The organism is Rhizobium sp. CB3060 (assembly GCF_025200735.1).
GTDB lineage: Bacteria > Pseudomonadota > Alphaproteobacteria > Rhizobiales > Rhizobiaceae > Rhizobium.
In genome coordinates, this window is the sequence record NZ_CP104158.1 from 3,969,586 (window position 1) to 3,994,902 (window position 25,317).

The following is a 25,317-nucleotide window of genomic DNA, read 5'->3' on the forward strand; positions in this document are numbered from 1 at the left end:
GGAAAAGGCCGGAAGGGGAGGGGACGTCGCGGCAAGCTATCGTTCTACCATTGGAAATGCCACTAACGATTATTTTATTCGGCCGCCGATCGTCGGTAGTGGCTGGGCGGCAGCTCATTATACTTCGACCAGACGCGCCGCATATGCCGCGGCGAGGCGAAACCGGATTTTTCCGCCACGCGCTCCATATCCAGCCGCGAGTTAGCGAGCACATCGCGGGCGAGCGTGACGCGCATCAGATTGACATAGGCGGTTACCGACAGCCCGGCATGCTCCTGAAACAGGCGGGAAATATGCCGCGCGCTCATCGCGCCGATACCGGCGAGCTCCGCGAGCGACCAGCCATGGGCGGGATCGGCCATGATCGCATCCTGAACGCGGTGAATGGCGGGATGCACATGGTTGCGGCCGCTGAGCCAGGGCGAAAGCTGCGGGTCGGCGCCGGTGCGGCGCATGTAGACGACCATGTATCGGGCGATGGTCAACGCTGTCACCGGCGAGGTGAGTTTCGAGACGATGTGCAGCATCAGGTCCGTGCCGGTGGAGATGCCGGCGCTGGAATAGCGCTCACGGTCCTCGACGTAGAGCCGGTTGTCGAGAACCCGCGCAGTCGGGGCATGGTGCTGAACTTCCTCGATGCACGCCGCATGCGTCGTGCAGGCATAGCCTTCGAGCAGCCCGGCGCGAGCAGCAAGTACGGCCCCAGAGCAGATGGTGATGAGGGTGACGCCCGGACGGATTACCGTCCTTAGCCAGGTGGCGAGGAGCCTATTCTCTTCATCGATGTCGCCGGCATCAGCCGGCGGCGTGACGCTGCCGGAGACGATAACCAGTGCACCATCGGGAACACGATCGGGCAGCGGCAGCAGGTCGGCAAGCGTCAGACCGATCGAAGTGGTCTGGGTCGGCCGGGCAGCAATGAAACGGTAATCGAACAGGATATCCTCCTGTTCGATATTGGCGCGGCGCAGAACCTCCACCGGCCCGGCGACATCCATCAGCAGCGTATAGGGTGGCAGTACGACATAAACGGGAATGGTCCGGAGGTGTCGGCCGGTTTGGTTCATGCAGCGCTCCTGGTGGTCGCGGCGGCAAGCGCATCGTCCACGGTGGCGATGCGGGCAAATCGACCTGATAGCACCAGCTCGGTCCGCTTCTTGATATCATCGGCGCTGAACACCGTGCCGGACGCGTGCGTCATCGGGAAAGTCAGCGTCGCCTCGGTGACATAGTCGACATCGTAGCCGAGGTCCGAGGCGTGGCGCGTCGTTGTTTCGCAGCATTGTTCGGTGCGGATGCCGGAAACGATCAGTTTGCGGATGCCATTTTCCACCAGCCAGACGTCGAGACTGGAACCCACGAGCGCGGAATGGCGGGTTTTGTGGAATACGGCGTCGGCCTCCAGCGCAATCTCCTCGAGCTTGCGGACATATCCGCTCGCCAGGCTGAAATGCTCGTCGCCATCGACATGGAAAATCTGGACCACCGGAATGCCGCGGGCTTTGGCTCCGTCGATCAGTGCCTGTAGCCGGTCGACGAAATCCGGCAGATCATCGGTTTGCCAGTATGGGCGCTGACGAAAGGACTCCTGAACATCGATGACCAGCAAGGCGGTGTCGGCATGGGACATTTTCGTATCTCCTGTGTTTGAAGGATAACCGAAGCTAGACCCGCCTTGATAGCCTCAAAAGCCAAAAGCCGGACAAAATGAGGACAAATCCGGCCATAGAGACATCCAGCAGCGCAACGAGTTTTCGGCTTGACGCTGCTCCATGCCATTGCGCCTTGGATAAGTGCCGAATAGAGTTGGTCCCGGTTTCGTCGCGAGCGAGACGACCCATCGTTTCGTTCCACCCATCAATTTCATAAGGTCCTGTTCGAAAGCCGCTCAGCGCTTGCCGCCCTGCGGTTGTTTGCTTCGGGATCGTGCTCCAGGAGGAAAATCATGCTGCGTTTCGGAATTTTGTCGACCGCCAAGATCGGCCGCGAACTCGTCGTGCCGGCTATTCAGGATGCGGAAAATTGCGTGGTGACGGCAATCGCCAGCCGTGATCTGGGGCGCGCTCGCGACATGGCGGATCGCTTCTCCGTCCCGCATGCTTTCGGCTCCTACGAGGAAATGCTCGCCTCGGACACGATCGATGCCGTCTATATTCCGCTGCCGACTTCGCAGCATGTCGAATGGACGATCAAGGCGGCCGATGCCGGCAAGCATGTGCTCTGCGAAAAGCCGATTGCGCTGAAGGCCAACGAGATCGACAGCCTGATCGCTGCCCGCGACCGCAACAAGGTGCTGGTGACGGAAGCCTATATGGTTACTTATACGCCGGTCTGGCAGAAAGTCCGCTCGCTGCTGCAAGCCGGCGCCATTGGCCGGCTGCGGCACATCCAGGGCGCCTTCACCTATTTCAACCGCGATGCCGGCAATATGCGCAACATCCCGGAACTCGGCGGCGGCGGCTTGCCCGATATCGGCGTCTATCCGACGATCAGCACCCGCTTCGTTACTGGTCGCGAACCCCTGCGCATCCAGGCGGTCACCGAGCGCGATCCGGAATTCGGCACGGACATCTATTCCAGCGTCAAAGCCGATTTCGGCGATTTCGAGATGACCTTCTATATCTCGACGCAGATGGCTGCCCGCCAAGTCATGGTTTTCCACGGCACGGACGGTTTCATCGAGGTGAAGTCTCCCTTCAATGCCGACCGCTATGGCGCCGAAGAGCTGGAGCTGACCAATCGCGGCCATTCGGAATCGCAGATCTTCCGCTTCCCCGATAGTCGTCAGTACAAGCGCGAGGCGGAAGCCTTTGCCTCGGCCGCAATGGGCAAGGGTGCGGAAGTCGTGACGCTCGAAAGCTCGAAGCTCAATCAGAAGGTCATCGACGCCATTTATCGCGCCAGCGAGAAGGATGGCTGGGAGCCGGTCTGAACTGGTGGAGCATGATCCCAAAAAGTGCGCAGCGGTTTTTGGATAAGATCATGCAAAATCAAAGAGCTAGAGCATGATGACGATTCGAAGGAAAGTCATCGTCCTCTAGGGATTTTGACGGTGGCGGAAGACGAAGCGTGAATAGCCGAAGAAGCTGAACGCAGTCGCCGCCGCCGAGGCCAGGATCAGCGCGATAATCGGCTTAAGGGTGGGCGCGGAAACGAGCAGCGAGCTGAACAGGGCATAGTTCAGCAATGCCGAGGTCAGGCCGACCGAACCATAGCGGAAGCCTTCGGCCGCGAGCGAGCGGTTGGAACGGCCAAAGGTGAAATTGCGGTTGAGAAACCAGGTGGCGAGCAGCGCGCTCGGGATCGAGATTGCTCGGCCGACGAAGGGGCCGAACGGCGTGAACCAGAGCAGCAGATGCAGCACGCCCGCATCGACCACGAAGCCGATGCCGCCGGCGATCAGGAAGCGAAGGAGCTTCTTCATGCAGCCTTGGCCTTTTTCCTCCGGCTCGCCGGCTTTTCGTGTTCGGCCATATAGAGCGTTTGCTCATCGCCAATCTGCCGCGATGGCGGTTTGGCCAAGCTCATATAGTGGATGCGAAGCTGTTCGGCGCGGGCGCGAGCGACGGAATCGAGGATCAGTCCGGCTGTGAACAGCATGAAGGAAATCATCATCAACGCCATCGACAGTACCCAGGTGGGCATGCGGGCGACCATGCCGGTTTCGAAATATTCGACAAAGACCGGGATCATGAAGCCGATACTCGCTTCCATGAACATGGCGCCCAAAATGCCGAAGAAGGCGAAGGGCCGCGTTTCCTTCATCAGCATCGCGAACATCCAGAGGATCTTCCAGCCGTCGCGGAAGGTCGAAAGCTTGGAATGCGAACCCTCCGGCCGACGACCGTAATCGAGTTCCAATTCGCTGACGGGCAGCTTCAGCCGGGAAGCATGCACCGACATTTCCGTCTCGATCTCGAAACCGCCGGAGACAGCCGGGAAGCTCTTGACGAAGCGCCGGGAGAAAGCGCGGTAGCCGGAGAAGATATCCGTGAAATCGGCGCCGAAGATCGTGCGGTAAAGCCAGTTGAAGATCCGGTTGCCGAAGGCATGGCCCTGTCGGCCGGCATCGTCATGTACGCCGCGGCGTGTGCCCACCACCATGTCCGAGCCTTCGGTCAGAAGTGTGCGGATCAATTCCTCGGCATCATCAGGCGCATAGGTGCCGTCGCCATCGGCCATGAGGTAGATGTCTGCGTCGATATCAGCAAACATGCGGCGCACCACATGGCCTTTGCCCTGACGCCGCTCGCGTACGACGGTCGCGCCCGCAAGCATGGCATGCAGCGCTGTGCCATCGGTGGAGTTGTTGTCGTAGACGTAAATGCCGGCATTCGGCAGCGCCTCGCGAAAGCCGCGTACGACCTGGCCGATGGTTGCGGCCTCGTTGTAGCAGGGCAGGAGAACGGCGATATTCAGGTTCTCATTCCACATGGTCTCTGGCCAATTCCTACGCATGACTTTCACTTGAGGCCCCGACGGATAATTCGAATGAGAACTTATCCCGCTGCGCGTTAATAAGACCCTATGGCTGAGGATGAAAAATGGCAGGTTGTGATCTCTGCGGGAACATTATCGTGATATCGGCTGCGGCGTGGGCCTGCTTTACCCTTTCTTGATCGGCAGCCGTTAGCATGGCGCCCTTGCATGTCCTTCAAACACGAGGTTCGAAATGGTGCAGGCGGTGGGATTATCGCGTGGATCGGCACTGGCGGTAACGCAGAAGACGTCTTCGCGCTGGTCGCAGCCATGGCTCGTCTCGCTGATCTACAGCGCCGTCATCATCGCCGCGCTGTTGATCCTCAATCGTCACGCCACGGACTATGTCGGCCCCGACAATGACGACATCATGCGCCTGGTCGAAGTACGCGATTTTCTCGGTGGCCAAGGCTGGTTCGACATGGTGCAATACCGCCTTGGCCTCGATGGCGGCACGCTCATGCATTGGTCGCGCTTCATCGACCTGCCGATCGCTGGCCTGATTGCCTTCTTTCGACTGTTCCTTGCGCCGGAAAACGCGGAGGCGGCAGCGCTTACGGTTTGGCCGCTGCTGCTCGTGCTGCCGCTGATGTTCTCCATGGGCCTAGCCGGACGCCGCATCGCCAGCACGGAAGGCATGCATTTCTCGCTCGGTCTGACGGCGCTCTTCATCCTGGTGTCGAGCCGTTTCAAGCCGGGCTCCATCGACCATGACAATGTGCAGCTCGGGCTTGTCGCGCTCACGGCCGCCATGCTGGCCGACGAAACCTGTAGGCCGCGTAATTTCGTCATCGCGGCCATCGCCCTTGCCATCGCCCTCGGCATCGGTGCGGAGACCACGCCGTTCGTCGCGGTCGCCTGCATGGCTGTTGCCGGGCTCTGGGCGTGGGATGGCGAGATTTTCGCGCCCGCCGCCCGCGCCTTCGCCTTGACGCTGACGATCGCCGTCAGCGCCGCTTTCTTCGCGCTGGTGCCGCCGCATCTCTATTCCAACGTCACATGCGACAATCTCTCGCTCGGCTTCTATAGCATCATCAGCATCGGCGGCGCCGGCCTGTTATTGTCCGCGCTGTTTGCCAGCCGCCTGTCGCGTCCCTGGCGTCTGGCGGTGTTGGCGGCCAATGGCGCCGTTGTCTTCGCGACGACATTGGCGATCGCGCCCCAATGCCTGCGCAATCCGCTCGCCGATCTCGATCCGATGCTGGTGCAACTTTGGTTGAACAGCGTCACCGAGGCGCAGTCGATCCTGACCCTGTCCCATCATCAGCCGGATTCGCTCGGCGCGTTCTATGCCACCGGCCTCATGGCGATCGTGGTCTGCATCTTCCGCATGATGCGCGGCGAGCGTGCCCGCTTGCATGCCGTCCTTTTGGCGATGGTGGCCGTCAATTGGATCATCGCGCTGGTGCAGGTGCGCGGAGCCGAGTTTTCCAATCTGCTCGCCATTCCGCCGCTCGCGCTGCTGCTTGCCGAGCTTCGTCGCATCTCCGTCGCTGACACGGAAGATATGGGCGCGGCCTTCTTTTATGTTGCCGCCACGCTGCTTTCGGTACCCGCCGTCTGGGCCGTCGGCGGCGCGCTTGCCAACAACGGGATCGCAAACAGTTTCTCCGCTCCAGTCGCCAATGCGGAAGAGAAGGGAGAATGCGCCTCAAAGGACGCGCTGGCGCCGATCGCTAGTCTCGATCCCGGCGTCGTTGCCGCGCCGTCCAACATGGGCTCGCCCATGCTGCGCTTCACGCCGCATCGCGTGCTGTCGGCTCCTTATCATCGCAACCAGGGTGGTATGCTGACCGAGCTGCACATCGGCCTTGCGGAGCCGAAAGAGGCAGAAGCCTTCCTGCGCGGCGCCCATGTAACATTGCTTGCCTTCTGCCCCAGCGACCCGCAAGTGGAAGAAGTTTCCAAGCTGAAGCCGGAAGGGCTCTACGCCCAACTCGGCCAGGGGCATGTGCCCGCCTATCTCGAACCGATCCCAGTGGCGGCGAAGTCGGACGTGCAGTTCTTCCGGTTCAAGCCGCAGGATTGAGGGTGCCCGTATCGCAGGTGGGCTGACTATTGCAGCCGATGCGACTCTGTCACAAATCGCCGATAGCCTGCGTTATCTAGTATGTCGGACCAACGGATCTTCATGGAAGAACAATCGCGCGCTGAACCGTCGAACATCCTGCGCAAGGTGAGTGGGCGCTTCTTTCGTTCTGTCCCTGTCGAACGCCTCGACCATGTCCTCGATCCTCCGGACGAGAGGAGCGCGGGCCGCTATCATCGGCTCGGTCAGCCTGCCCTTTATATGAGTGGGTCCCCCGAGTGGGCGGTCATGGCGATTTCAGGTTATATGCGCGAAGACGGGCGGAGGCGTGTTGTTGTGCCGTTGTTGGTCGGCGACGCATTTGTGCTCGATCAGCATGATCAGCAGGCGTGTGAACGGCTCGGCATTGATCGGAATGCCTCCAATTTCCCCTGGCGCCCCGCACTGGCTGCCGGCGAGGAGCCGCCGTCCTGGCGCACCGCCGATGCTGCCAGAGCGGCGGGTGCCGATGGCATCATCGATCGATCAAGAATGATCCCCGGTGGCTGGCATCTCAATCTGTTTCGCTGGAATGCGCTCGGCGGTCCATCTGTCGAGGTGAGCGGTGATCCGGTTGATATTACTTTGTCGGAAGATGGCCCGAAGTGGGGTCTGTAACCAAAGCTTTGTAAATCCCTTTTGCGCACATGCGCCCGGATCAGGCCTGGCGACGCTCCAGCACGTCGAGCGTGATGAGATAACCAATGAAGCCGAGGTTGTAACCGCCGAGCGCAACGAACAATGTCGTCAGAGGCGGCGGAACCACGGAGGCGGCGACGGCTGCCATGAAGGCGATGCTGACCAAGGCCGCGCCCAGGATCGAACCGATCGCCGAACGCTGCAGGCCGGCCGCAATTCCGATGATCATGGCGGTTACGAATATCATCGCTCCACCTCCTCTTTACCAAAAACAAGTTTGCACAGAATTGCACGAGGATGGCTAAGAAAGGCTTTGTTGATAGGGTTAACGCATGATGAAGGAATAGGCTCCGCATTTGCGGCGACTTTCGATAAAAGGACCGTATGAGCAGCTTCTTTGAGAATGATTCGCCGACGAATCTTGCGGAATATTCCGTCTCGGAATTGTCCGGATCGATCAAGCGCACCGTTGAGAGCGCCTTCGATCAGGTGCGTGTGCGCGGCGAAATTTCCGGCTATCGCGGACCGCATTCCTCCGGCCACGCCTATTTTGCCCTGAAGGATGACCGGGCCCGCATCGACGCGGTGATCTGGAAAGGCGCATTTTCCAAGCTGAAATTCCGCCCCGAGGAAGGAATGGAAGTCATCGCCACCGGCAAGGTGACGACCTTCCCGGGCTCCTCGAAATACCAGATCGTCATCGAAACGCTGGAGCCGGCAGGCGCTGGTGCGCTGATGGCTCTGCTGGAGGAGCGCAAGCGCAAGCTCGGCGCCGAGGGCCTGTTCGATGCGGATCGAAAGCGCCGTCTTCCTTTCATGCCCAAGGTCATCGGTGTCGTCACCTCGCCGACCGGCGCGGTCATCCGCGACATCCTGCACCGCATCTCCGATCGTTTCCCCGTGCATGTTCTGGTGTGGCCGGTGAAGGTGCAAGGTGACGGGTCCGGCGATGAGGTGGCGAATGCGATCCGCGGCTTCAATGAATTTGTACCAGGGGGCGCCGTTCCCCGCCCGGACGTGCTGATCGTCGCCCGTGGCGGCGGCAGCCTGGAGGATCTCTGGAGCTTCAACGACGAGGCGGTCGTCCGCGCTGCCGCGGCGAGCGAGATTCCATTGATCTCCGCCGTCGGTCACGAGACCGACTGGACGCTGATCGACTATGCCGCCGACGTACGGGCGCCGACGCCGACTGGAGCCGCGGAAATGGCCGTGCCGGTCAAGGCTGAACTTGAGGCACAGCTCGCAAGCCTTTCCGCCCGCCTGCAGGGCGGTATGGGCAGGCAGATGGATCAGCGTCGGCAGGCGGTGCGTGCCCTGCTTCGGGCGCTGCCCTCGCTCGACCAGCTTCTGGCCCTGCCGCGCCGCCGCTTCGATGAGACCGCCGCCGGGCTGGGCCGTGGGCTGGAGATGAACACGCTCAACAAGCGCCGCGCCTTCGAGCGCATCGCCGCGCATCTGCGGCCCGATGTGCTGTCGAATCGTATCGCCGAGCGGAGGCAGATGCTGAGCGAGCGGATCAATCGCGCTGAGCGCACCGTCGAGCGGATGATCGATCGCGCCCGCGCCCGCATCGGCCGCGCCGATGCGGTTTTCGCCACGCTGCCGTCGCGGCTGGCGGCGCAGACCGGCCGCGCCCGCGATCTGTTAGGCAATCTTTCCCGCCATGCCGACACCGCGATACGCCATCAGCTCGTGCGGGCGCGTGGCGAGTTGGTGGCCCAGGAGCGGATTTTGCAATCGCTTTCCTACAAGAACGTGCTGAAGCGTGGCTACGCCGTCGTGCGCGACGCGACCGACCGGCCCGTTTCTTTGGCAGCAGCGCTTGCCACGGGCGCCGCGATCTCGATCGAATTTGCCGATGGCCGCATCGGTGCCGTCACCGGCGACAACCCTGCCACTGCATCGCCGGGGGTGCCGCCGGAAGGCACGCCGCCGCCGAAGAAGCGGGCCGCGAAACCGGCTGATGCCGCCGATCCGCCGAAGCAGGGAAGCCTGTTCTAATGCGCATCCTCCTCGTGCTCGCCCATCCTCTTGGGGATAGTTTTGCGGCTGCAGTAGCGAAAACTGCGGAGGAGACTCTCGTCGCCGGCGGGCATCAGGTGGATCTGCTCGATCTCTACCGTGAGGATTTCGACCCGCGCCTCTCCGAAGTCGAGCGGCGCGGTTATTTCGATGAGCCTTATGACGCTTCCGTCGTCGAGAATATCGTCGCCCGGCTGCAGGCGGCCGAGGGGCTGATGCTGGTCTTTCCACAGTGGTGGTTCAATTTTCCGGCCATCCTCAAGGGCTTCTTCGATCGGGTCTTCGCTCCCGGCGTCGCTTTCCGCCACGATGCTGCCGGCGGCCGCATTGTGCCGCAATTGAGCAATATCCGCCTGTTCTGGGCGTTGACGACGACTGGTTCGCCCTGGTGGATCGTGCATCTCTACATGGGCAATCCGGTGCGCCGCCTTTTGAAACGTGGCATCGCCGCCTTCTGCTCAAAGCGGCTCGATTTCCGTATGTTGACCCTGCACGATATGGATCGGATCGGCGAAGCCGGGCGTCTTGCCCATCTTGCACGCGTCAGGAATGCCCTGGCTGCCCTTTCGCTTTGAACCAACTAATCCTCCCGGTATCCAACCAATCAATTCGGCTGATATGCGGTTTTGGCGACGTATGTTATTCTAACACCATGTTTTTTTAGGAGGGCCATACGATGAGGTTGGCCTCTTATAACGTCGAAAACCTGTTCGACCGCGCCAAGGCGATGAATCTCGATAGCTGGGATGAAGGCCGCCCGATCTTGGAGAAGTTCGCCGCACTCGAAGGCCTGCTCGGCCAAGTGAGCTATAACGACGCCGACCGGAAAAGGATGACGGAACTGATCGTCCAGCTTGGCCTGGAGAAAAGCGATACCGGTCCCTTCGTTCTCCTTCGGCGCAATCGCGGTGCGCTGTTGACGCGGCCGAAGACGGGCGGTGTCGTCGTCATCGCCGATGGCCGCGCCGATTGGGTCGGCTCGCTGGAGCTGCGCGAAGAGCCGGTGGATGAAGAGGCGATGCGCAACACGGCGCGCGTCATCGGCGATGTCAATGCCGATGTGCTGGGTATTGTCGAAGTCGAAGGCCGGCCGGCACTCTCTTCCTTCAATTCATTGATCGTGCCGGCTGTCGGCGGCGATCCTTTCGCGCATGTCATGGTGATCGACGGCAATGATGAGCGCGGTATCGATGTCGGTCTCATGACGCGGAAAGATTTCCCGATCGATTTCATGCGCAGCCATGTCGATGATCGCATGCCGGATGGTTCGCTGCTCTTCTCGCGGGATTGCGCCGAATATCGTGTTACGACGCCCGCCGGCGCGACGCTCGTCGTTTTGGTCAACCATTTCAAAAGCAAGGGCTATGGCGGCGTGCAGGTTTCCGATGCCCGCCGCAGGACGCAAGCGAAGCGGGCGCGGGAAATCTACGAGGCGCTGTTGACGGAAGGTGTCGATTACGTCGCCTTGATCGGCGACCTCAACGACTATCCCGATAGCCAGCCGCTGAAGCCGCTGACCACCAGCACCCTGAAGGATGCCTTTACCCATCCCGACTTCGATGATGGCGGCTATCCCGGTACCTATGGCCTCTGCAACACCACCAACAAGATCGACTATCTTTTCCTGTCGCCGACGCTTTTCGACAAGGTTCAAGGCGGTGGCGTTTTCCGCAGGGGCTTATGGCCGGGATCGAGGCCGAAGCGCTGGGACGTCTATCCGGAGCTGACGGCGGAAAAACAGGGCGCCTCGGACCATGCGGCCGTATGGGTGGATCTCGATATCTGAAAATACCTTCGCTCCATCGAAACGAAGGTATTGATGACTTACGCCCACTCGCCTCTGCGCATGACCGGCACGCGCGAGCCGTCGAACTTGATGCCGTCGATGTCGACCTTGTCGGAGCCGATCATCCAGTCGATGTGAATGAGGCTGGAATTGCCGCCCTGGGCCTTGATCTGCTCCTGGCTCAACGTCGCGCCATCGATGAAGCACTTGGAGTAGCATTGGCCGAGCGCGATGTGGCAGGACGCATTTTCGTCGAACAGCGTGTTGTAGAACAGGATGCCGCTGGCCGAGATCGGCGAGGAATGCGGCACCAATGCCACTTCGCCGAGGCGCCGCGCGCCTTCGTCGGTATCCAGCACCTTGTTCAGCACCTCTTCGCCGCGCGACGCCTTCGCCTCGACAATGCGGCCGCCTTCGAAGCGAACCCGGATATTGTCGATCAGCGTGCCCTGATGCGAGAGCGGCTTGGTCGAGGAGACATGACCTTCAACACGCAGCGCATGCGGCGTGGTGAACACCTCTTCGGTCGGGATGTTCGGGTTGCAGGTGACGCCGTTTTTGGCGACCGAGGCGCCGCCATGCCATTCGTGGCCATCGGCAAGGCCGATCTTCACGTCCGTGCCCGGACCCTGGAAGTGCAGGGAGGCGAAGCGCTGGCCGTTCATCCAGGCCGAACGCTTGTGCAGATTGGCATTGTGCTCAGCCCAGGCCCCGATCGGATCCGGCACGTCGACGCGCGAGGCGGCGAAGATCGCCTTGGCGAGCTTGGCGACGGCGATGCCTTCCGGATCGTCCGGGAAGACCAACTTCGCCCAGGAGGGATTGGGGTAGGAGACGATGTTCCAGTTGATGTCGAAATTGGAGATCTTTTCCAGTGCGGGCTTGTAGGCGGCGGAGTTGGCGCGATTGGCACGCGCGACCCTGGCCGGGTCCTGGCCGGAGAGCAGCATCGGATTATCGCCGGAAATGGCAAGCCGCGCGGCGTTGTTGGCATAGGCCTTGGCCATGCCTTCATAGAGCCAACTCGAGGCGCGGTCGAAGCTCTCCTCATGGCCGTATTCATAGCGGGCAAGCGTGGTTTCTTCGTCGGAATAGAACGTGGTGACGAGACCGGCGCCGGCCTTATAGGCCTCGCGGGTGATCAGCCGCACCAGCGGCATCGCGACGACCGGCGCGGTAATAACCAGGTCCTGGTTCTTCTGCAGTTGCAGCCCGACCTTCACGGCCACTTCGGCAAGCTTTTCCAGCTTGGCGGGATCGACGGGATGATGGTTGGGGGAGGCGAACGTCATGGCAAACCTGCGTGTGAGGATCGGAAGAACGGTCCCAGACTTAGACTTGTTTGCGACGGAAATGAAGGCCGTTTTGTTCTTTTGGCACGATCAGGCAATCAACGGCGCGGCCTTCGCCTTCAAAATCCTCAGCGCATCCTGGGGGTTAAGGCGCACTTGCAGGCCGCGCTGGCCGCCGTTGATATAGACATAGGCCTCGGCCATCGCCTGTGCCTCGATCGCCGTCGGCACCGTCTTCTTCTGGCCGAAAGGGCTGATGCCGCCGACATGATAACCCGTCAGCCGCTCGGCATCGGCGGGCTTCATCATAGCCGCCGATTTGCCGCCAAACGCGCCGGCGAGCTTTTTCATGCTGACCTCATGATCGGAGGGGACAACCACGCAGACCGGCTTGCCATCCACCTCCGCCATCAATGTCTTCAACACCCGATGCGGCTCCTCGCCCAACGCTTCCGCCGCCTGCATGCCGACACGCTCGGCATTCGGATCGTAGTCATAGGTATGGACGGTGAAGGCAACCTTGGCCTGAGTCAGCACCTGCGTGGCGCGGGTGGTTTTGGACATGCGGATACCGGTGTCTTTGGCGATGCGGATCTCATCCGCGCTTAGAATGAATGCGGTCGAGCTTTTCAAGAATTTCCAATCCGCGCGCGCTATCACCGTTTGCTGCTCTCAGGCGGAAGCGTGTTTCGGCGTCGAACTCAGTCAGCGCTTTCGTTGAAAGTTCTTCGAAAAGCTTGTTGAGGCTCGTGCCGCGGGCGGCGGCAAGAGCTTTCAGTCGCTCATGTTGATCGTTTGGAAGGCGGATTGTCAGTGTACTCATGTCAAAGCCTCCTTTGAGTAAGGAATTCACCTGCTGTGCGGATTTCCAACCGTGGAAATAGTAATTCAGCTCGTGCGAAGTCTCTCTTATTTGCCGTTATCAGAGCTGAAGCACCACCGCCGACTGCTAGTTCGATCAGATGATTGTCTGCTTCATCACGTAAATTCGGGCGCCACAAATAGTATATGGGGGTCCACAAACAACTTGAAAGGAAAGCATCCAACAAGGCTATCCGATCGTCTTTCGATATCAGCCGATCATCAAAGAGGGCATCTCTTCCGCATACATCTTCATATTCAGCAAAGAGGGCGTTACCGACTAGTGGAATTAGGTGTCCTTCAAGGCAAAGACGAATGACATGCCGCGGAGCTCCATCCGCATTCATGATGGCTGAGACGAAAATATTTGTGTCGACGACCACTTTCATCAGTTTTTGATAGCATATATGCTATCATTTTGGAAGCCAATTGGCTTTAGTCAGTTTCCGAAAATGCCTGCATAAATCTCCGGCTTGAACCCGATCAACAATTTTTCATCGGCCTCCAGCACCGGGCGCTTTATCATCGAAGGTTGGGCCAGCATCAGCGCGATGGCCCTGTCCTTGGTGAGATCGGCGCGATTTTCTTCGGGGAGTGCCTTGAAGGTGGTGCCGGCGCGGTTGAGGACGGTTTCCCAGCCGGCTTGCGCGGTCCAGCGTTCGAGATGGTCGCGGTCGATGCCGACGGCCTTGTAATCGTGGAAATCATAGGCGATGCCATGGCCTTCCAGCCAGGTCCGTGCCTTCTTCATCGTGTCGCAATTCTTGATGCCGTAAATGGTAATCGTCATGTCGAATCCGTCTCTTGCTGTGCGCTCTCGCATAGCACGCAAGCGGAGATGAGCGAAAGTCTGGGGACGGCTCGACGGTCATACGTCCGCTGAGGTGCCTCAGTCTTCCAGCGCTCCCGGCTTGCGGGCGGCCGTGCTCGGCCTGTCACAGCCGATTTTCATCAAGTCGCCGCGGCGGCGCACGAGGCGATCGGAGACGCGGGTGACGATGAGGCCGGCTTGCGGAGCATGGATATCGATCGTCCCATTCGGCATGCCGGGAGCGGTAATGATCGTCGCCAGCAGATCGCCTTCATCGACATGTTCGCCGATATTGCGATGGAAGAGCACGGTACCGGCCTGCGGCGCCCGGATTATCTCGACATTGTCGAGCGGCACGGCGGGCCCGGTAAAGCTCGGCAGGCTCACGCCTTCATCCCGCACTGCGCCGCGGGCAGCGAGGAAACCCCAGAGCCCTTCGGCGTCCCTCTTCGCCATCTCTGGATAGACATCGCGCGTGCCGCGCAATTCGGCGGTCACAGACAGTTTTCCCGGTAGCCGCGCCTTCTTCTCGCCGGGCACTTCGTATTTCCAGGCGAAGCTGACAGCCTCCTCGAAGGCGGAGCTTTCACCATCCGACAGCAGCACGGCGTCCATGTTCAGCGCCGCCGCCAGATCGGCTGCCTCCGGCCAGAAGGCGTCGTCGATATAGGCATATTGCAGGGATTCGTCATCGCAATGCAGGTCGATCACCAGATCGGCCGCAAGCGCCATATGGATGAGCTGCCGCTTCAGCCGGTCAGCGGCCGGGTAGCGCCCCAGGTTTTCGAGCAGCAGATGGCGGTCGCGCGCCGAGATCAGCGGAAAGTCGCGATTGAAATTGGTGCGCGTGCCCAAATCGAACCGGCCCTGCATTTCGCCGAAATGCGATTGCGCCGCGCCGATCGGATTGGCATGCGGCACGACGATGATATCGCTCAGAACCGCGCCTTCCGTCTCCGCCTGCCGCAGCCGCTCGCAGAGGAAATGGGCCAGCGCCGTGCCCGGCAGTTCCCCGGCATGCAGCGCCGCCTGGATATAGACCTTCGGCGCATCCGGCTCGCTGCCTGAAAAATGCAACACGGGCAACCGCCACGCGATCCCCGGCGTATCGCCGTCGATAGTGATGTGCGTAATGTCCATGTGTTTCTCTCCTGCTTATGATGGCCCGATACCAAGTCGTGGCCTCCGTCCGCAACAATTATGGGAAGGCGGCGCGCGGATGGATCAGAACTTGTTTCACCGCCTGCCGAAAGACAAGGTTCCGCTTCCGGAGCCTTTGTCATCGCTTCTGTTCTATAGGCCGCCGCTCCTGCGCAGGCTCATGATCAGGGCGAGGCTGAGCAGGACGGCGCCGGCACCGAGGAGGAAGGGTGCCGTATAGCCGAACTGATTGGCAAGCAGGCCGGCGATCGGGCCGGTGCTTCCGAGCGCCACATCCAGGAAAACCGAATAGAGGCCAAGCGCCACGCCGCGATTTTGTGCTGGAACGTGCGCCATCGCCTCGTTGCCGAGCGCCGGAAAGATCGGTGCAAAGCCGGCTCCGGCAAGAGCTGCGCCGATGATTGCGACCGTGGGCGAGGGAGCAAAGGCCAGCGCCATCAGCCCCAGGATCTCCACCACCAGCGAGACGCGTGCCAGCGGCAAGCCGCCGAAGCGCGCGACGGCTTGCGCCAATCCGAGGCGGACGCCGATGAAGGCCAGGCCGAAAGCGCTCAACGCCAGCGAAGCCCCATCCCAATCGCGGCTATGGAAAAAGAGAGCGACAAAGGCCATCACCACGCCGAAGCCACTGGAGGCAAGCGCCAGCGCCACGCCGAAAGGCGCAACACGGCTGAGGACCTGGCCGGTGCCGATGCCCTTCTCCTTGACGCCGGGTACGGCCGGCCGCGTTTGCGCCAGCATCAGGCCGGCAATTGCCAGGCCGATCGTCACGGCGCCCGTGGCGAAGAAACCATATTGCCCCTCCAGCCAGGCGCCGAAGGGTGCTGCAAGCGCGATGCCGCCATAGGTGGCGATGCCGTTCCAGGAGATGATGCGCACAGTTTCGCGCGCGCCCATCAGCCCGATCGCCCAGGTAATCGCCGCCGTGCTGACCAGGCTTTCACCGACACCCAGCGCCAAGCGGCCGACAAGCAGCAGCGCCAGGCTCAGAACCGGAGCACCCGTCACCAGCGCCGATGCGAGCGTCAGGGCGCCGGAAAATCCATAGGCGATGAAACCGAGGAAAACCGAACGGCGCGGCCCATACTGGTCGCAAAGCCGGCCGACCTGTGCGCGGCTGATGATGGTCGCCACATATTGCGCGCTGATGGTGATGCCGGCCCAGACGACGCCGAAACCGAGACCGCTGTCGACATAGGTCGGCAGCACGGCGAGCGGCAGGCCGATGGCGATATAGCCGAAGAAGGTCAGCGCTACGATGGAAAGGAGGGATAGTGTCGAGGTGGACTGGATGGTCTGGGAGGCAGTGTTCACGAGATATCGCCTGCGGGCACCGCGCGCGGTGTCCTTGCTGTTTGCCATGCGGATCGGGGTTCGTACCGGACAGGAGTGGCGGCAACGGCCCATCGACCGTGCGACGTCACGGATCAATTTCGTATCAGGCGGGAAACGGTGGGGTCAATGAAATTGCTGCTTTGCAGCAAAAATTCATGGCGTCTTCAAGCAATTGTGTTCAGCGCCGTGGCGGAAGGGAACCGCACTAGGCCCGGCCGCGGGAAGGGAGACAAGGTGACGATAGCGCCACCTTGCCCTTGGGTTCACATCGTCAACACCACGCTTGCCGTCGTCCGCCCCGCCTCAAGGTCGGCATGCGCTCTGGCCGCATCTTTCAGTGCGTATTCCGCGCCAATCGGATTGATCAGGCCGGCCTGCAATTCCATCATCAGCGCCTCGGCGCCCCGTCGATAGAGATCGGGATCGTTGGCGTAGGTCAATACGCTCGGGCGAGCGAGACCGATGGCGCGGGGGGCGGTCAGTTCCTCGATCTGGATCGGAGGAATGGGGCCGCCGGCCTGGCCGATGCTGGCGACCATGCCGAAGGGCCGGACGGTGGCGAGCGTCTGCGACAGCATCGCGCCGCCGATGCCGTCGATGGCGAGATGCACGCCCCGGCGGTTGGCGATGCGGCGCGTTTCCTCCACCCAATCCTCGGAATTATGCAGGAGAACGGCGTCGGCGCCGGCTTCATAGGCAAATCCCGCCTTGGCTTCGGAACCGACAGTGCCGATGACGTTGGCGCCGAGCCGCTTGGCCCAGCGCGTCACGATCTGCCCGACACCGCCGGCTGCAGCATGCACCAGCACCCATTCGCCCGATTGCAGCGGATGAACCTTGTGGAGCAGCATATGGGCGGTGAGCCCGCGCAACATCGTGCTGCCTGCGAGCCTTTCGCTGACATCGTCCGGCAGCCTCACCAGCCGGGAGGCAGGCAGGGTGCGCACTTCCGCATAACTTCCCAGCGGATGGCCGACATAGGCGACGCGATCGCCGACCGACAGACCTTCGACGCCGGAGCCGATTGCCTCCACGATGCCGGCGCCCTCGAAGCCGAGAACGGTCTGGCCGGGCGGCAGAGGGTACAGTCCAGAACGGACATAGATATCGACGAAATTGACGCCGGAAATGCTTTGGCGGATGCGGGCCTGGCCGGGACCCGGCTCGGTGATGGCAAGATCAACGAGCGTCATGGTTTCGGGACTGCCGGGACCGGTGATGGCGATGGCTAAGGGCATTGAACGGTCTCCTTTCAGACGGGCTTTTGATCACAAAGGTGCGTCTGAATAAATTCGGTATGAGTTCACGGTATCTGTGCAATAATGCACAGATGATCGATTGGCAGGACCTTCTTCATTTCGCTTATCTGGCGCGGACCGGCTCGCTCTCGGCGGCTGCGCGTGAGCTCGGCGTCGACCATGCCACGGTCGGCCGGCGCATCGCCGCACTAGAACGTACGCTCGACCTGCGCCTGATCGACCGTAGGCCGCGCACCTCGCCGCTGACGGCCGATGGCCGGGCGATCGCCGAGCTGGTGGCCGGCATGGAGGACAATGTCGAGGCCATCAGACGCTATTCAAAGAGCGCGGTTGCGGGGCTTTCCGCCGCAGTCAAGATCAGCGCGCCGCCATCGATCGCCGCCCACCTCATCGCCCCGAAAGCGGTCGCCTTTCGTGCCGAACATCCCGATATCACGCTGACGATCGCCGGTGTTACCCGTCGCGCCGCTCTCGATCATGGAGAGGCTGATGTCGCCGTGCGCATGTCGCGGCCCGAAGAAAGCGATCTTCTGGTGCGGCGCATCGGCGTCATGCGCTTCGGGCTCTATGCTGTCCCTGAGATTGCCGCAACACCGGAGGAGAGCTGGGTCTTCATCGGCTATGATGCGGCGCTCGATCATCTGACGCAGCAGACCTGGCTGCGCAGCCTGCTTGCAGGCCGCCCGATCGTTTTCCGCGCCGGCGACGTCTTCGGTCAATTGCAAGCCGCGCTCGCTGGTCTCGGTGTCGTCGCGCTCCCCGCCTTTCTCGGCGACGGTGAAGCTGCGCTTACGCGTCTGCCGACGGAGATCCCGTCACCCACGCGCGATCTCTGGCTCGTCACCTATCCTGATCTGCGCCGCTCTCCGGCCATCCGCGCAGTGATGGATTTTGTCAGCGAAACGATCGGCAGAACGTGTCCATTGAGAGAGGCTGACGGGGCCACGTAAGCCAACGGTTCGTCATGCTTACTTTCCTGTTGCAGCCTGCCAGCGAAACTCTACACCTAGACAGATTGGCGATTCCTGTGGTCGGTGATTGATGACGAAGCTCGGCGGCTGGCCCGCGATAAACAAAGCCGATGTGATCGCGGGCATATCGGTTGCCGGCCTGATGCTGCCCGAAGCAGTCGCCTATGCCGGTATCGCCGGTCTGCCGCCGCATAGAGCGATCCTCGCCGGTATTGCCGGCTGTCTGGTCTACGCGATTTTCGGACGCAGCCGTTTCGCCATCGTCTCACCGACCTCTTCATCTGCCGCCATTCTTGCGGCGACGCTAGCGGTTGTTCCGGGAGACGCCACCGTCAAGGCGAGCCTCGCGACCATCGCCGTCGCGCTGGCCGGCATCCTCTTCGTCATCGCCGCCGCCTTGCGCCTGGGCGGCATTACCGGCTTCATCTCGCGCCCGGTGTTGCGCGGCTTTGCCCTGGGACTGGCGATTACCATCATCCTGCATCAGCTCCCGATTCTCGTCGGCGTCCCCGTGCAGGGCTCGAATATCTTCAGCTATGCCGGCGCGCTGTTGGCGGCAATTCCTAGGTGGAACATCGCAAGCGTTGCCGTCGGCATCGTGGCATTGGTCGCACTGCTATTGCTCAAGCGGCTGCCGGGCGTCCCCGGCGCCTTCCTCGTGCTCGCTGCCGGCATCCTCGCCTCTTCTGCCTTTGGCCTCGACGGCCATGGTGTCGCGTTGGTCGGGACGATCGAGGTCCTGCCGCAATGGCCTTCGCTTCCCGATGCCGGCTGGCCCGCTTATTCGCGGCTGGTGCAATTTACCGTGCCGCTGGTGCTCATTCTCTTTGCCGAATCCTGGGGTACGATGCGGGCCTTGGCGCTGCGCTACGGCGATGCTCTGGAGGTCAATCGCGAGTTGGGGGCGTTGGGCTTTGCCAATATCGCCAGCGCCGTCGTCCAGGGCATGCCTGTCGGCGCCGGTTTTTCCGCAGGTTTCGCCAGTGAGGCGGCAGGGGCCAAGACGCGGGCCACCGCCGTCTTTGCCGCCATCGGCCTTGCCATTCTGATCGCCTGCGCCGGGCCGCTGGTGGCGCGGCTGCCGGAGCCGGTGCTTGCCGCCGTGGTGATTGCGGCCCTCACGCATGCGCTCGACCCCGGCCCGATCCTTCGACTGCGGCGGCTTCATCGTGATTTCTATGTCGCGCTCGGTGCCGCGGCTGGCGTACTGATCTTCGGCGTCCTCAACGGCATGCTGCTGGCGATCGTACTTTCGCTCGTCGCAATGATGCATCGATTGGCATCCCCCTATGTCGCCCGCCTCGGACGGCTGGGAGGCAGCCATAATTTCGTCGACGTCAGCCGCCACCCGGAGGCGATAGAAACGCCCGGCATTGCGATCTGGCGTCCCGGCGAGCCGCTGTTTTTCGGAAATGCCGATATGATCCTTGGCGAGATTCTGATGCGCAGCCGCGCCGAAACGGGACTGAAGGCCGTGGTGCTGAGTCTGGAGGAAAGCTTCGATCTCGACAGCTCCGCGCTCGACGCTTTGATGGAATTCGACAATGCCATGCGCATTGCCGGCATCCGCGTGCAATTCGCGCGTGCTCATGATAAAGCCCGCGACCTCATGGCCGCTGCCGGAATGACCGATCTCGAAAATCGCTGCAGCTTCAGCGTTGACGACGCGGCCGCGGTGGTTGCACCGGCGGTGGGGAACGGCTGACCTCTGTAGCCGGCTTAGTTCAGCAGCCAGTAGCAAAGATGCTCGTGCCTGCCTTCCCCCTGGAGGCTATGGACCAGCACAAAATCCCGGACGGTCCACCCTACGGGTTCGTCAAGCACGACTTCCGGAATCAATTGACCCCGATATAGCAAGGTCATATGCGGCTCAAATTCCCTTCTATCGTTATTTGCAAAGCCGGTGAACCGCATTGCGTCATCCAGTTCTTGACGCAGCGCTTTCAGTTCCGCATTTCCTTCCTTGCACCATAGGACAAGGGGGCGATTGTCGCCATTACCGAAGCTGACGGCTCGATCGAAAACCACTTGGAATGATGGCTTCCTGACGGTCGACGCCGCTTGCATTGCCGCAAATGCGATCTCATGCGGTGGCTCATGCATGCCGGCGTAGGAGCCCAACTGGTAAAGCGTAATATGAAACAGATCCGAGGGGCGCGGCTTTGCGAAGAAACGGTATTGCCGATGCAGATCGCTTGCTAATTTGGCACTTGACGAAGCAACCTCCCGATCAGGCAGTACAGCAAAATAAAGACCAGCCGAATGCATCGGATCGGCTTCAGATTTCCTGACTCGTGATCCTCCGCCAAGATTGAGCGAAAGCTGTGCGTTGTTCTTCATGAGATCGCTTCAAAGCCAGCCGGCCTTGCCTCGTGCTGTTCTTGCTGAGCGCTGATATCCTACGGTCGCCTAGTCTTAAAATCAAGAACAAATAGAGAACAAATTGAAGTGGCCGCAATTGGCCGGGAAGATCGGATATTTCATCGCATCCCTCGATTTGGAAAAAGCACCGAATAAAACTGCCCTTCGATTGTTCACCGCAGGTCAGGGCATTTTGGCCCGCTCTCAACAAGGGAATGACCTCACATGTTGATCAAAACCATCTTCTCCGCCGTTCTTTTCGCCTTCATCGGTCTCGGCGTCTCCGCCTGCTCCACCACCGGCTCCGGCGGCGGCATGACGCAGAATTCGGCTCCGGCCGGCGGAGGGTATTGATAAGCTCCCAAGCTGGGTGGGAAGTGGTGTGGCGGATGTTGCCGTCGCAGCATCGGCATCGCTTCCTTCACTCCGCAAAATGTTGGCAACAATCGGCCTGCGCAAGAATCGGGTTGAATTCGGGTGCCAGAGGCACGATTTTCATGGCAAGTGGAAACACGGAGACTTTGCCATGAGCGAGACAAGGCAACATTATCTGATCTTCGAAACCGTCGGTGGTTTCTGTGGGATTGCGTGGAACGACATCGGTGTCACTCGCTTCCAATTGCCGACGAAAAGCGCTGAGGCGACCGAGCGCCTCATGCTTCGCCGTTTGCCAAATGCACGACCTAGCGCGCCGACGCCCGATGTCGCCGATGCGGTTGCCGCCGTAAAGCGTTATTTCGCTGGCGAAACAATCGATTTCTCCGGCGTGAAACTGGATCTCAGCGAGCAGGACGATTTCTTCAAGCAGATCTATGCCGCAGCGAGGCAGGTAGGGTGGGGGCACACCACCACCTATGGCGCGCTAGCCAAACAGCTCGGCGCCGGTCCGGAAGCGGCGCGCGACGTCGGCCAGGCCATGGCCAAGAACCCCGTGGCGCTGATCATTCCCTGCCACCGCGTCTTGGCCGCCGGCGGCAAGATAGGCGGCTTCTCCGCGCCCGGCGGTTCGACCGCCAAGGCTCGCATGCTGGAACTGGAAGGCGTCCAGCTCGCGCCGCCGAAGCCCGTGCAGCAATCCCTGGGTTTCTGAACGTTGGTCGTGTGCATAACGCGCCCGGAGGGTCACGCGTCCGTGGATGCGGCCGCATCTCCGGCGATGGCCCGAGCCGTTCCGGGCTGAGGACGCAGCAGCAGATAGAACGCGGCGACATGCGTGATCATCAATAGAGGCACATAGATGATCGGGATTGCGTAGGTGGCGCCCAACTGTCCGGCGAACCCGGGAAGGTCGAATTGGGTGCCATTATAGTAGTCGACGATGAGGTCGACTGTCCCCACAACATTGAAGGCAATGGTGAACAGCCAAAAGAGCGGACGTATCCTTACGGTGAGAAGCGCCAGCATGGCGAGCAGGCCGGTTGCAAAGTCACCATAAGCGGCTGATATCGCGAAGCCGGCGGGCAGATTGGGGCCGACGACGCCGGGAACAATGAAGACCAGCCCGAAGAAACGGAAACTGTGCAGCGTGGCGATGGCGCGTTGCGCTTCGACCTGATCCATGGATTTGAGCTTCGGCCAGACGTAGGCTCCGAAGCAGAGCAGCCAGGGGACGTAACCCAGAACGAGATGTAGCTGGAAGATGATTGCGGGCGACATGTAGCCTCCTATGGTGTGCTAGCTCATGCGGTCTCAAACACGGTGGTCGGAATGCCGAGCCGGGCCGTCCGGGTCAGATGTACGACCGCTATCGCCTGGCGACTATTCGCTATAATGTTGACGGGCCATGAAGCAGAATTTCACAGTCAGACGAGGCGCGCTCGATGGGGTGGAGGCGTTCCTGAGCGTTGCCGAGCACCGCAGTTTTCGCAGAGCGGCCGCGGAACTCGGGGTAACTCCATCGGCGATCAGCCAAGTGGTGCGCGCACTTGAGGCGCGCGTCGGCGCAGCGCTCTTCCTGCGCACCACGCGCAGCGTGGGCCTGACCGAAGCAGGAGAACGATTCCTGTCGCGCGCAAAGCCGGCCTTCGAAGAGCTCGTCGCTGCAAGCGAGGTCGCCGGTCAACTCGGAGAGCGGCCGGCCGGATTATTGCGCCTCGCCGTGCCGCGTTCGGTCGTGCCGATCGTGCTGGAGCCACTGATCGCGTCCTTCTGCGAGGCCTATCCCGCGATCGAGGTGGAGATCGCCGTAAGCGAGAAGCTGGTCGATCTCGCAGCCGAAGGATTTGATGCCGGTGTCAGGCTGGGCGAGTTCATCGACGCCGACATGGTCGCGGTACGGCTGACGCCGCCGTTCCCGTTTGTAGTCGTTGGCAGCCCCGATTACCTGTCTCGGCACAAGCGGCCGGAGCGTATCGACGATCTGCGTGACCACGCCTGCCTGCGCATGCGCCGCACAAACGGGTCGGTCGCGCCCTGGTCCTTTGTCGACGGCGGCAAGGCGGTCGAGGCAATCGTCTCAGGGCCGCTCATCGCGCATGACTACCCCACGGTCCTGGGAGCTGCCATCCAGGGTGCGGGAATTGCGCAAGTGCCAAGCCCGCTCGCCGAAGCGGCTCTTGCCGATGGCCGCTTGCAAGTGCTGCTCGCCTCCTTCGCCGTCACAACCCCCGGGGTTTTTCTGTACCACCCGGGCAGAAGCCAGGTTTTGCCCAAACTGCGCGCATTCATCGAGCATGTCAGATACCGCAGCAACGACGCTCCGCGCAGAGGCGACCCAGCTAGATCGCACCAATGATCACATCGATATGCCCGCTTGGACTCAGCTCGGCATGTTCTCGAATTGCGGAAGGTCGAGCGGCTTCACCCATTCAAGACGTCGCTTGGTGAACATCTCGAGCACCGGTTCGATGCCCGCGGAACTATCCAGGCAGCCGATCGTGGCGAAGATCATTCCGGGGAAGCTCTCCAGCTTGCTGCTGAAGACCCTGGCGCCGCAATTGGGGCAGAAGTTGCGATCCAGGCCCTTGCCGGATTGGGCGATGTAGTGAAACGCCTTCGGCTCGCCGCTGACCAGCGCAAAATCATCCTCGGGCACGCCGAAGAACGTCGCCGCCTCGCCGCCTGACGCCTTCTTGCAGTCGAGGCAGTGACAGACGGCAACAAAGGTAGGATCGGTATCAAACTCGAATTTGACGGCCCCGCATGCGCACTGACCGGTGTGCTTCTTCGCCATGTATCAGCCCTCCATATTTGACTGGCAAAGCATCCGCGCCGCTCGTCGGCTGTCAATCGCTGTATTTCAGGGATTATGCAGAAGCATCGGGCATGCGGATAAAACAGGCAAAGCCCCGCGCGTAACTTCTGCCCGTCGGATTATTGCTGCAAATCAGCCATCTCGTATAGTGGCCGGATTTCGATCTCGCTCGGTCCCGGCATGGGATTGGGGCAGCGCTTCACCCAGGCGATTGCCTCGTCCATGTCCTTGACGTCCCAGATCCAGAAGCCGGCGACCATCTCGCGACCACCGGCGAAAGGCCCATCAATGACCGCACGGCCGGGGCCTTCGAACGCAATGCGCTTGCCCTGCGAGGTGGGCTTGAGGCCGCCGGCGTCGAGCATGATGCCGGCATCTTTCAGCTCGTCATTGAATCTGCCCATCGCTTCCATCATCTCCGCCTCCCAGGCCGTGTGGAGGAACCCCTTCTCGCTGTCTTCCGTAGCCTTCACGATCACCATCACACGCATCGTCCGTCTCCCTGTTTGAGCTGGCCGCATCGGCCTGACATTGGAATGACGAACGGAGTTTTTGGAAACCGACACCGTCTCGCGATTTTTTAGCGACACGACCGTTCCCATGAGAGTAGCGTCGAAGATATCGATGGATGCCCCTAGTTTCTTCCAGTGCCCTGTCAAAATCTCGCCGGTTCAAACGTCTTTGTCGCAGCGGGCCATCAGGCTGCGCGTATCGAGAGAAAGGAACGCATCATGCAATATATGCTGTTGGTGTATTGGAACGAAGCCGAGCATAAGAATGCTAAGAAGGAACAGAAAGCCGAGACGTTTGCGGCCTATGCGGCCTATACGGAAACGTTGAAAAAGGCCGGAGCCTACGTTGCGGGTAGTGGATTGCAGGATTCCTCGATGGCAACCGTGGTGCGTGCGCCGGAGGGCAAGGCCACCGTTCTCAACGGCCCCTATATCGAAAGCAAGGAGCAGTTAGGCGGCTATTATATTATCGAGGCTGATGATCTCGATAGCGCCGTCGCCTGGGCGGCGCGCTGTCCCGGCGCCCGGCAGGACACGGTAGAGGTTCGCCCTCTCATGGTCTATTGA

29 protein-coding genes are annotated in these 25,317 nt (G+C 61.1%); 12 read left to right on the forward strand and 17 right to left on the reverse strand.

The window, feature by feature from the left end:
* Window positions 1–74: 74 nt before the first annotated feature.
* Together N2601_RS19075 and N2601_RS19080 are read right to left on the reverse strand one after the other, a co-directional pair.
* Window positions 75–1,067, reverse strand: a complete 993-nt coding sequence (locus N2601_RS19075; protein WP_260303286.1) for a GlxA family transcriptional regulator — start codon at window positions 1,065–1,067, stop codon at window positions 75–77.
* Window positions 1,064–1,630 (reverse strand): isochorismatase family protein, encoded by a 567-nt coding sequence (locus tag N2601_RS19080; protein WP_104821707.1) that lies wholly within the window; start codon window positions 1,628–1,630, stop codon window positions 1,064–1,066. Before N2601_RS19080 ends, N2601_RS19075 begins: the two co-directional genes overlap by 4 nt.
* A 315-nt stretch (window positions 1,631–1,945) precedes the next feature.
* Here N2601_RS19080 and N2601_RS19085 point away from each other — a divergent pair, with 315 nt between their 5' ends.
* Window positions 1,946–2,932, forward strand: coding sequence for a Gfo/Idh/MocA family protein (locus N2601_RS19085; protein WP_104821708.1), 987 nt, complete (start codon window positions 1,946–1,948; stop codon window positions 2,930–2,932).
* 105 nt (window positions 2,933–3,037) lie between these two features.
* On the opposite strand, the gene N2601_RS19090 is transcribed toward N2601_RS19085, so the two are convergent.
* Window positions 3,038–3,424 carry a GtrA family protein gene (locus tag N2601_RS19090; protein ID WP_104821709.1) on the reverse strand — a complete coding sequence of 129 codons (387 nt, stop codon included), beginning with the start codon at window positions 3,422–3,424 and terminating at the stop codon, window positions 3,038–3,040.
* Window positions 3,421–4,434 (reverse strand): glycosyltransferase, encoded by a 1,014-nt coding sequence (locus tag N2601_RS19095; protein WP_104821710.1) that lies wholly within the window; start codon window positions 4,432–4,434, stop codon window positions 3,421–3,423. The genes N2601_RS19090 and N2601_RS19095 overlap by 4 nt, the downstream gene beginning before the upstream one ends.
* A gap of 238 nt (window positions 4,435–4,672) precedes the next feature.
* On the opposite strand from N2601_RS19095, the gene N2601_RS19100 reads away from it, so the two are divergent.
* Complete coding sequence (locus tag N2601_RS19100) at window positions 4,673–6,508, forward strand: hypothetical protein (RefSeq protein ID WP_104821711.1); 1,836 nt, start codon at window positions 4,673–4,675, stop codon at window positions 6,506–6,508.
* 102 nt (window positions 6,509–6,610) lie between these two features.
* The gene (locus N2601_RS19105; protein ID WP_104824955.1) at window positions 6,611–7,165 is read left to right on the forward strand and encodes an RES domain-containing protein; all 555 of its coding nucleotides are present in this window, start codon (window positions 6,611–6,613) and stop codon (window positions 7,163–7,165) included.
* A gap of 40 nt (window positions 7,166–7,205) precedes the next feature.
* Here N2601_RS19105 and N2601_RS19110 read toward each other — a convergent pair whose 3' ends face one another.
* On the reverse strand, window positions 7,206–7,433 hold the full coding sequence (locus N2601_RS19110) for a homogentisate export protein (RefSeq protein WP_104821712.1): 228 nt from the start codon (window positions 7,431–7,433) through the stop codon (window positions 7,206–7,208).
* A 137-nt stretch (window positions 7,434–7,570) separates the two neighbouring features.
* Here N2601_RS19110 and xseA point away from each other — a divergent pair, with 137 nt between their 5' ends.
* From xseA to N2601_RS19125, 3 genes are all read left to right on the forward strand, one after another.
* Window positions 7,571–9,187 carry an exodeoxyribonuclease VII large subunit gene (gene xseA, locus N2601_RS19115; protein ID WP_104821713.1) on the forward strand — a complete coding sequence of 539 codons (1,617 nt, stop codon included), beginning with the start codon at window positions 7,571–7,573 and terminating at the stop codon, window positions 9,185–9,187.
* Entirely contained in the window at window positions 9,187–9,783 is a 597-nt protein-coding gene (locus N2601_RS19120) for an NAD(P)H-dependent oxidoreductase (protein ID WP_104821714.1), read from the forward strand. The genes xseA and N2601_RS19120 overlap by 1 nt, the downstream gene beginning before the upstream one ends.
* A 101-nt stretch (window positions 9,784–9,884) precedes the next feature.
* Window positions 9,885–10,994, forward strand: coding sequence for an endonuclease/exonuclease/phosphatase family protein (locus N2601_RS19125; RefSeq protein WP_104821715.1), 1,110 nt, complete (start codon window positions 9,885–9,887; stop codon window positions 10,992–10,994).
* Between the two features lie 38 nt (window positions 10,995–11,032).
* Here N2601_RS19125 and N2601_RS19130 read toward each other — a convergent pair whose 3' ends face one another.
* The 8 genes from N2601_RS19130 to N2601_RS19165 all read right to left on the reverse strand — a co-directional run bounded on the left by N2601_RS19130 (window position 11,033) and on the right by N2601_RS19165 (window position 17,692).
* Window positions 11,033–12,286 carry an aminopeptidase gene (locus N2601_RS19130; protein ID WP_104821716.1) on the reverse strand — a complete coding sequence of 418 codons (1,254 nt, stop codon included), beginning with the start codon at window positions 12,284–12,286 and terminating at the stop codon, window positions 11,033–11,035.
* 90 nt (window positions 12,287–12,376) lie between these two features.
* Window positions 12,377–12,850, reverse strand: a complete 474-nt coding sequence (ybaK, locus tag N2601_RS19135; RefSeq protein ID WP_104824956.1) for a Cys-tRNA(Pro) deacylase — start codon at window positions 12,848–12,850, stop codon at window positions 12,377–12,379.
* A 31-nt stretch (window positions 12,851–12,881) separates the two neighbouring features.
* Window positions 12,882–13,109: a ribbon-helix-helix protein, CopG family gene (locus N2601_RS19140; RefSeq protein ID WP_104821717.1), complete on the reverse strand. Its 228-nt coding sequence runs from the start codon at window positions 13,107–13,109 to the stop codon at window positions 12,882–12,884.
* Between the two features lies 1 nt (window position 13,110).
* The gene (locus N2601_RS19145; RefSeq protein WP_104821718.1) at window positions 13,111–13,536 is read right to left on the reverse strand and encodes a putative toxin-antitoxin system toxin component, PIN family; all 426 of its coding nucleotides are present in this window, start codon (window positions 13,534–13,536) and stop codon (window positions 13,111–13,113) included.
* A gap of 50 nt (window positions 13,537–13,586) precedes the next feature.
* Window positions 13,587–13,937 (reverse strand): ArsC family reductase, encoded by a 351-nt coding sequence (locus N2601_RS19150; protein ID WP_104821719.1) that lies wholly within the window; start codon window positions 13,935–13,937, stop codon window positions 13,587–13,589.
* A 99-nt stretch (window positions 13,938–14,036) separates the two neighbouring features.
* Window positions 14,037–15,098, reverse strand: coding sequence for a M14 family zinc carboxypeptidase (locus N2601_RS19155; RefSeq protein ID WP_104821720.1), 1,062 nt, complete (start codon window positions 15,096–15,098; stop codon window positions 14,037–14,039).
* A gap of 153 nt (window positions 15,099–15,251) precedes the next feature.
* Entirely contained in the window at window positions 15,252–16,433 is a 1,182-nt protein-coding gene (locus N2601_RS19160) for an MFS transporter (protein ID WP_104824957.1), read from the reverse strand.
* A gap of 284 nt (window positions 16,434–16,717) precedes the next feature.
* On the reverse strand, window positions 16,718–17,692 hold the full coding sequence (locus tag N2601_RS19165; RefSeq protein WP_104821721.1) for a quinone oxidoreductase family protein: 975 nt from the start codon (window positions 17,690–17,692) through the stop codon (window positions 16,718–16,720).
* 92 nt (window positions 17,693–17,784) lie between these two features.
* On the opposite strand from N2601_RS19165, the gene N2601_RS19170 reads away from it, so the two are divergent.
* Entirely contained in the window at window positions 17,785–18,663 is an 879-nt protein-coding gene (locus N2601_RS19170) for a LysR family transcriptional regulator (RefSeq protein ID WP_104821722.1), read from the forward strand.
* 91 nt (window positions 18,664–18,754) lie between these two features.
* Window positions 18,755–20,389: a SulP family inorganic anion transporter gene (locus N2601_RS19175; RefSeq protein WP_104821723.1), complete on the forward strand. Its 1,635-nt coding sequence runs from the start codon at window positions 18,755–18,757 to the stop codon at window positions 20,387–20,389.
* A 14-nt stretch (window positions 20,390–20,403) separates the two neighbouring features.
* On the opposite strand, the gene N2601_RS19180 is transcribed toward N2601_RS19175, so the two are convergent.
* A complete protein-coding gene (locus N2601_RS19180) occupies window positions 20,404–21,024 on the reverse strand; it encodes a 2'-5' RNA ligase family protein (RefSeq protein ID WP_104821724.1) in 621 nt (206 codons plus the stop codon).
* A 246-nt stretch (window positions 21,025–21,270) separates the two neighbouring features.
* On the opposite strand from N2601_RS19180, the gene N2601_RS19185 reads away from it, so the two are divergent.
* Together N2601_RS19185 and N2601_RS19190 are read left to right on the forward strand one after the other, a co-directional pair.
* Window positions 21,271–21,399, forward strand: coding sequence for a hypothetical protein (locus N2601_RS19185; RefSeq protein WP_260303290.1), 129 nt, complete (start codon window positions 21,271–21,273; stop codon window positions 21,397–21,399).
* Between the two features lie 172 nt (window positions 21,400–21,571).
* Window positions 21,572–22,135 (forward strand): methylated-DNA--[protein]-cysteine S-methyltransferase, encoded by a 564-nt coding sequence (locus N2601_RS19190; protein WP_104824958.1) that lies wholly within the window; start codon window positions 21,572–21,574, stop codon window positions 22,133–22,135.
* 32 nt (window positions 22,136–22,167) lie between these two features.
* On the opposite strand, the gene N2601_RS19195 is transcribed toward N2601_RS19190, so the two are convergent.
* Entirely contained in the window at window positions 22,168–22,701 is a 534-nt protein-coding gene (locus N2601_RS19195) for a hypothetical protein (RefSeq protein WP_104821725.1), read from the reverse strand.
* 127 nt (window positions 22,702–22,828) lie between these two features.
* On the opposite strand from N2601_RS19195, the gene N2601_RS19200 reads away from it, so the two are divergent.
* On the forward strand, window positions 22,829–23,779 hold the full coding sequence (locus N2601_RS19200) for a LysR family transcriptional regulator (protein ID WP_104821726.1): 951 nt from the start codon (window positions 22,829–22,831) through the stop codon (window positions 23,777–23,779).
* Between the two features lie 24 nt (window positions 23,780–23,803).
* On the opposite strand, the gene N2601_RS19205 is transcribed toward N2601_RS19200, so the two are convergent.
* Both N2601_RS19205 and N2601_RS19210 read right to left on the reverse strand, forming a co-directional pair.
* Window positions 23,804–24,217, reverse strand: coding sequence for a GFA family protein (locus N2601_RS19205; RefSeq protein ID WP_104821727.1), 414 nt, complete (start codon window positions 24,215–24,217; stop codon window positions 23,804–23,806).
* 140 nt (window positions 24,218–24,357) lie between these two features.
* Complete coding sequence (locus tag N2601_RS19210; RefSeq protein ID WP_104821728.1) at window positions 24,358–24,729, reverse strand: YciI family protein; 372 nt, start codon at window positions 24,727–24,729, stop codon at window positions 24,358–24,360.
* Between the two features lie 240 nt (window positions 24,730–24,969).
* Between N2601_RS19210 and N2601_RS19215 the strand changes: the two genes are divergently transcribed.
* On the forward strand, window positions 24,970–25,317 hold the full coding sequence (locus N2601_RS19215) for a YciI family protein (RefSeq protein WP_104824959.1): 348 nt from the start codon (window positions 24,970–24,972) through the stop codon (window positions 25,315–25,317).

What these genes read in the sequence shown, in the direction of transcription:
- N2601_RS19125 (WP_104821715.1), top strand. Translation starts at nt 9,885, where the DNA reads ATGAGGTTGGCCTCTTATAACGTCGAAAACCTGTTCGACCGCGCCAAG.
- N2601_RS19175 (WP_104821723.1), top strand. Translation starts at nt 18,755, where the DNA reads ATGACGAAGCTCGGCGGCTGGCCCGCGATAAACAAAGCCGATGTGATC.
- N2601_RS19075 (WP_260303286.1), bottom strand. Translation starts at nt 1,067, where the DNA reads ATGAACCAAACCGGCCGACACCTCCGGACCATTCCCGTTTATGTCGTA.
- N2601_RS19105 (WP_104824955.1), top strand. Translation starts at nt 6,611, where the DNA reads ATGGAAGAACAATCGCGCGCTGAACCGTCGAACATCCTGCGCAAGGTG.
- N2601_RS19085 (WP_104821708.1), top strand. Translation starts at nt 1,946, where the DNA reads ATGCTGCGTTTCGGAATTTTGTCGACCGCCAAGATCGGCCGCGAACTC.
- N2601_RS19185 (WP_260303290.1), top strand. Translation starts at nt 21,271, where the DNA reads ATGTTGATCAAAACCATCTTCTCCGCCGTTCTTTTCGCCTTCATCGGT.
- N2601_RS19095 (WP_104821710.1), bottom strand. Translation starts at nt 4,434, where the DNA reads ATGTGGAATGAGAACCTGAATATCGCCGTTCTCCTGCCCTGCTACAAC.
- N2601_RS19170 (WP_104821722.1), top strand. Translation starts at nt 17,785, where the DNA reads ATGATCGATTGGCAGGACCTTCTTCATTTCGCTTATCTGGCGCGGACC.
- ybaK (WP_104824956.1), bottom strand. Translation starts at nt 12,850, where the DNA reads ATGTCCAAAACCACCCGCGCCACGCAGGTGCTGACTCAGGCCAAGGTT.
- N2601_RS19100 (WP_104821711.1), top strand. Translation starts at nt 4,673, where the DNA reads ATGGTGCAGGCGGTGGGATTATCGCGTGGATCGGCACTGGCGGTAACG.
- N2601_RS19210 (WP_104821728.1), bottom strand. Translation starts at nt 24,729, where the DNA reads ATGCGTGTGATGGTGATCGTGAAGGCTACGGAAGACAGCGAGAAGGGG.
- N2601_RS19205 (WP_104821727.1), bottom strand. Translation starts at nt 24,217, where the DNA reads ATGGCGAAGAAGCACACCGGTCAGTGCGCATGCGGGGCCGTCAAATTC.
- N2601_RS19145 (WP_104821718.1), bottom strand. Translation starts at nt 13,536, where the DNA reads ATGAAAGTGGTCGTCGACACAAATATTTTCGTCTCAGCCATCATGAAT.
- N2601_RS19140 (WP_104821717.1), bottom strand. Translation starts at nt 13,109, where the DNA reads ATGAGTACACTGACAATCCGCCTTCCAAACGATCAACATGAGCGACTG.
- N2601_RS19195 (WP_104821725.1), bottom strand. Translation starts at nt 22,701, where the DNA reads ATGTCGCCCGCAATCATCTTCCAGCTACATCTCGTTCTGGGTTACGTC.
- N2601_RS19150 (WP_104821719.1), bottom strand. Translation starts at nt 13,937, where the DNA reads ATGACGATTACCATTTACGGCATCAAGAATTGCGACACGATGAAGAAG.
- xseA (WP_104821713.1), top strand. Translation starts at nt 7,571, where the DNA reads ATGAGCAGCTTCTTTGAGAATGATTCGCCGACGAATCTTGCGGAATAT.
- N2601_RS19190 (WP_104824958.1), top strand. Translation starts at nt 21,572, where the DNA reads ATGAGCGAGACAAGGCAACATTATCTGATCTTCGAAACCGTCGGTGGT.
- N2601_RS19090 (WP_104821709.1), bottom strand. Translation starts at nt 3,424, where the DNA reads ATGAAGAAGCTCCTTCGCTTCCTGATCGCCGGCGGCATCGGCTTCGTG.
- N2601_RS19215 (WP_104824959.1), top strand. Translation starts at nt 24,970, where the DNA reads ATGCAATATATGCTGTTGGTGTATTGGAACGAAGCCGAGCATAAGAAT.
- N2601_RS19120 (WP_104821714.1), top strand. Translation starts at nt 9,187, where the DNA reads ATGCGCATCCTCCTCGTGCTCGCCCATCCTCTTGGGGATAGTTTTGCG.
- N2601_RS19110 (WP_104821712.1), bottom strand. Translation starts at nt 7,433, where the DNA reads ATGATATTCGTAACCGCCATGATCATCGGAATTGCGGCCGGCCTGCAG.
- N2601_RS19165 (WP_104821721.1), bottom strand. Translation starts at nt 17,692, where the DNA reads ATGCCCTTAGCCATCGCCATCACCGGTCCCGGCAGTCCCGAAACCATG.
- N2601_RS19080 (WP_104821707.1), bottom strand. Translation starts at nt 1,630, where the DNA reads ATGTCCCATGCCGACACCGCCTTGCTGGTCATCGATGTTCAGGAGTCC.
- N2601_RS19180 (WP_104821724.1), bottom strand. Translation starts at nt 21,024, where the DNA reads ATGAAGAACAACGCACAGCTTTCGCTCAATCTTGGCGGAGGATCACGA.
- N2601_RS19155 (WP_104821720.1), bottom strand. Translation starts at nt 15,098, where the DNA reads ATGGACATTACGCACATCACTATCGACGGCGATACGCCGGGGATCGCG.
- N2601_RS19200 (WP_104821726.1), top strand. Translation starts at nt 22,829, where the DNA reads ATGAAGCAGAATTTCACAGTCAGACGAGGCGCGCTCGATGGGGTGGAG.
- N2601_RS19130 (WP_104821716.1), bottom strand. Translation starts at nt 12,286, where the DNA reads ATGACGTTCGCCTCCCCCAACCATCATCCCGTCGATCCCGCCAAGCTG.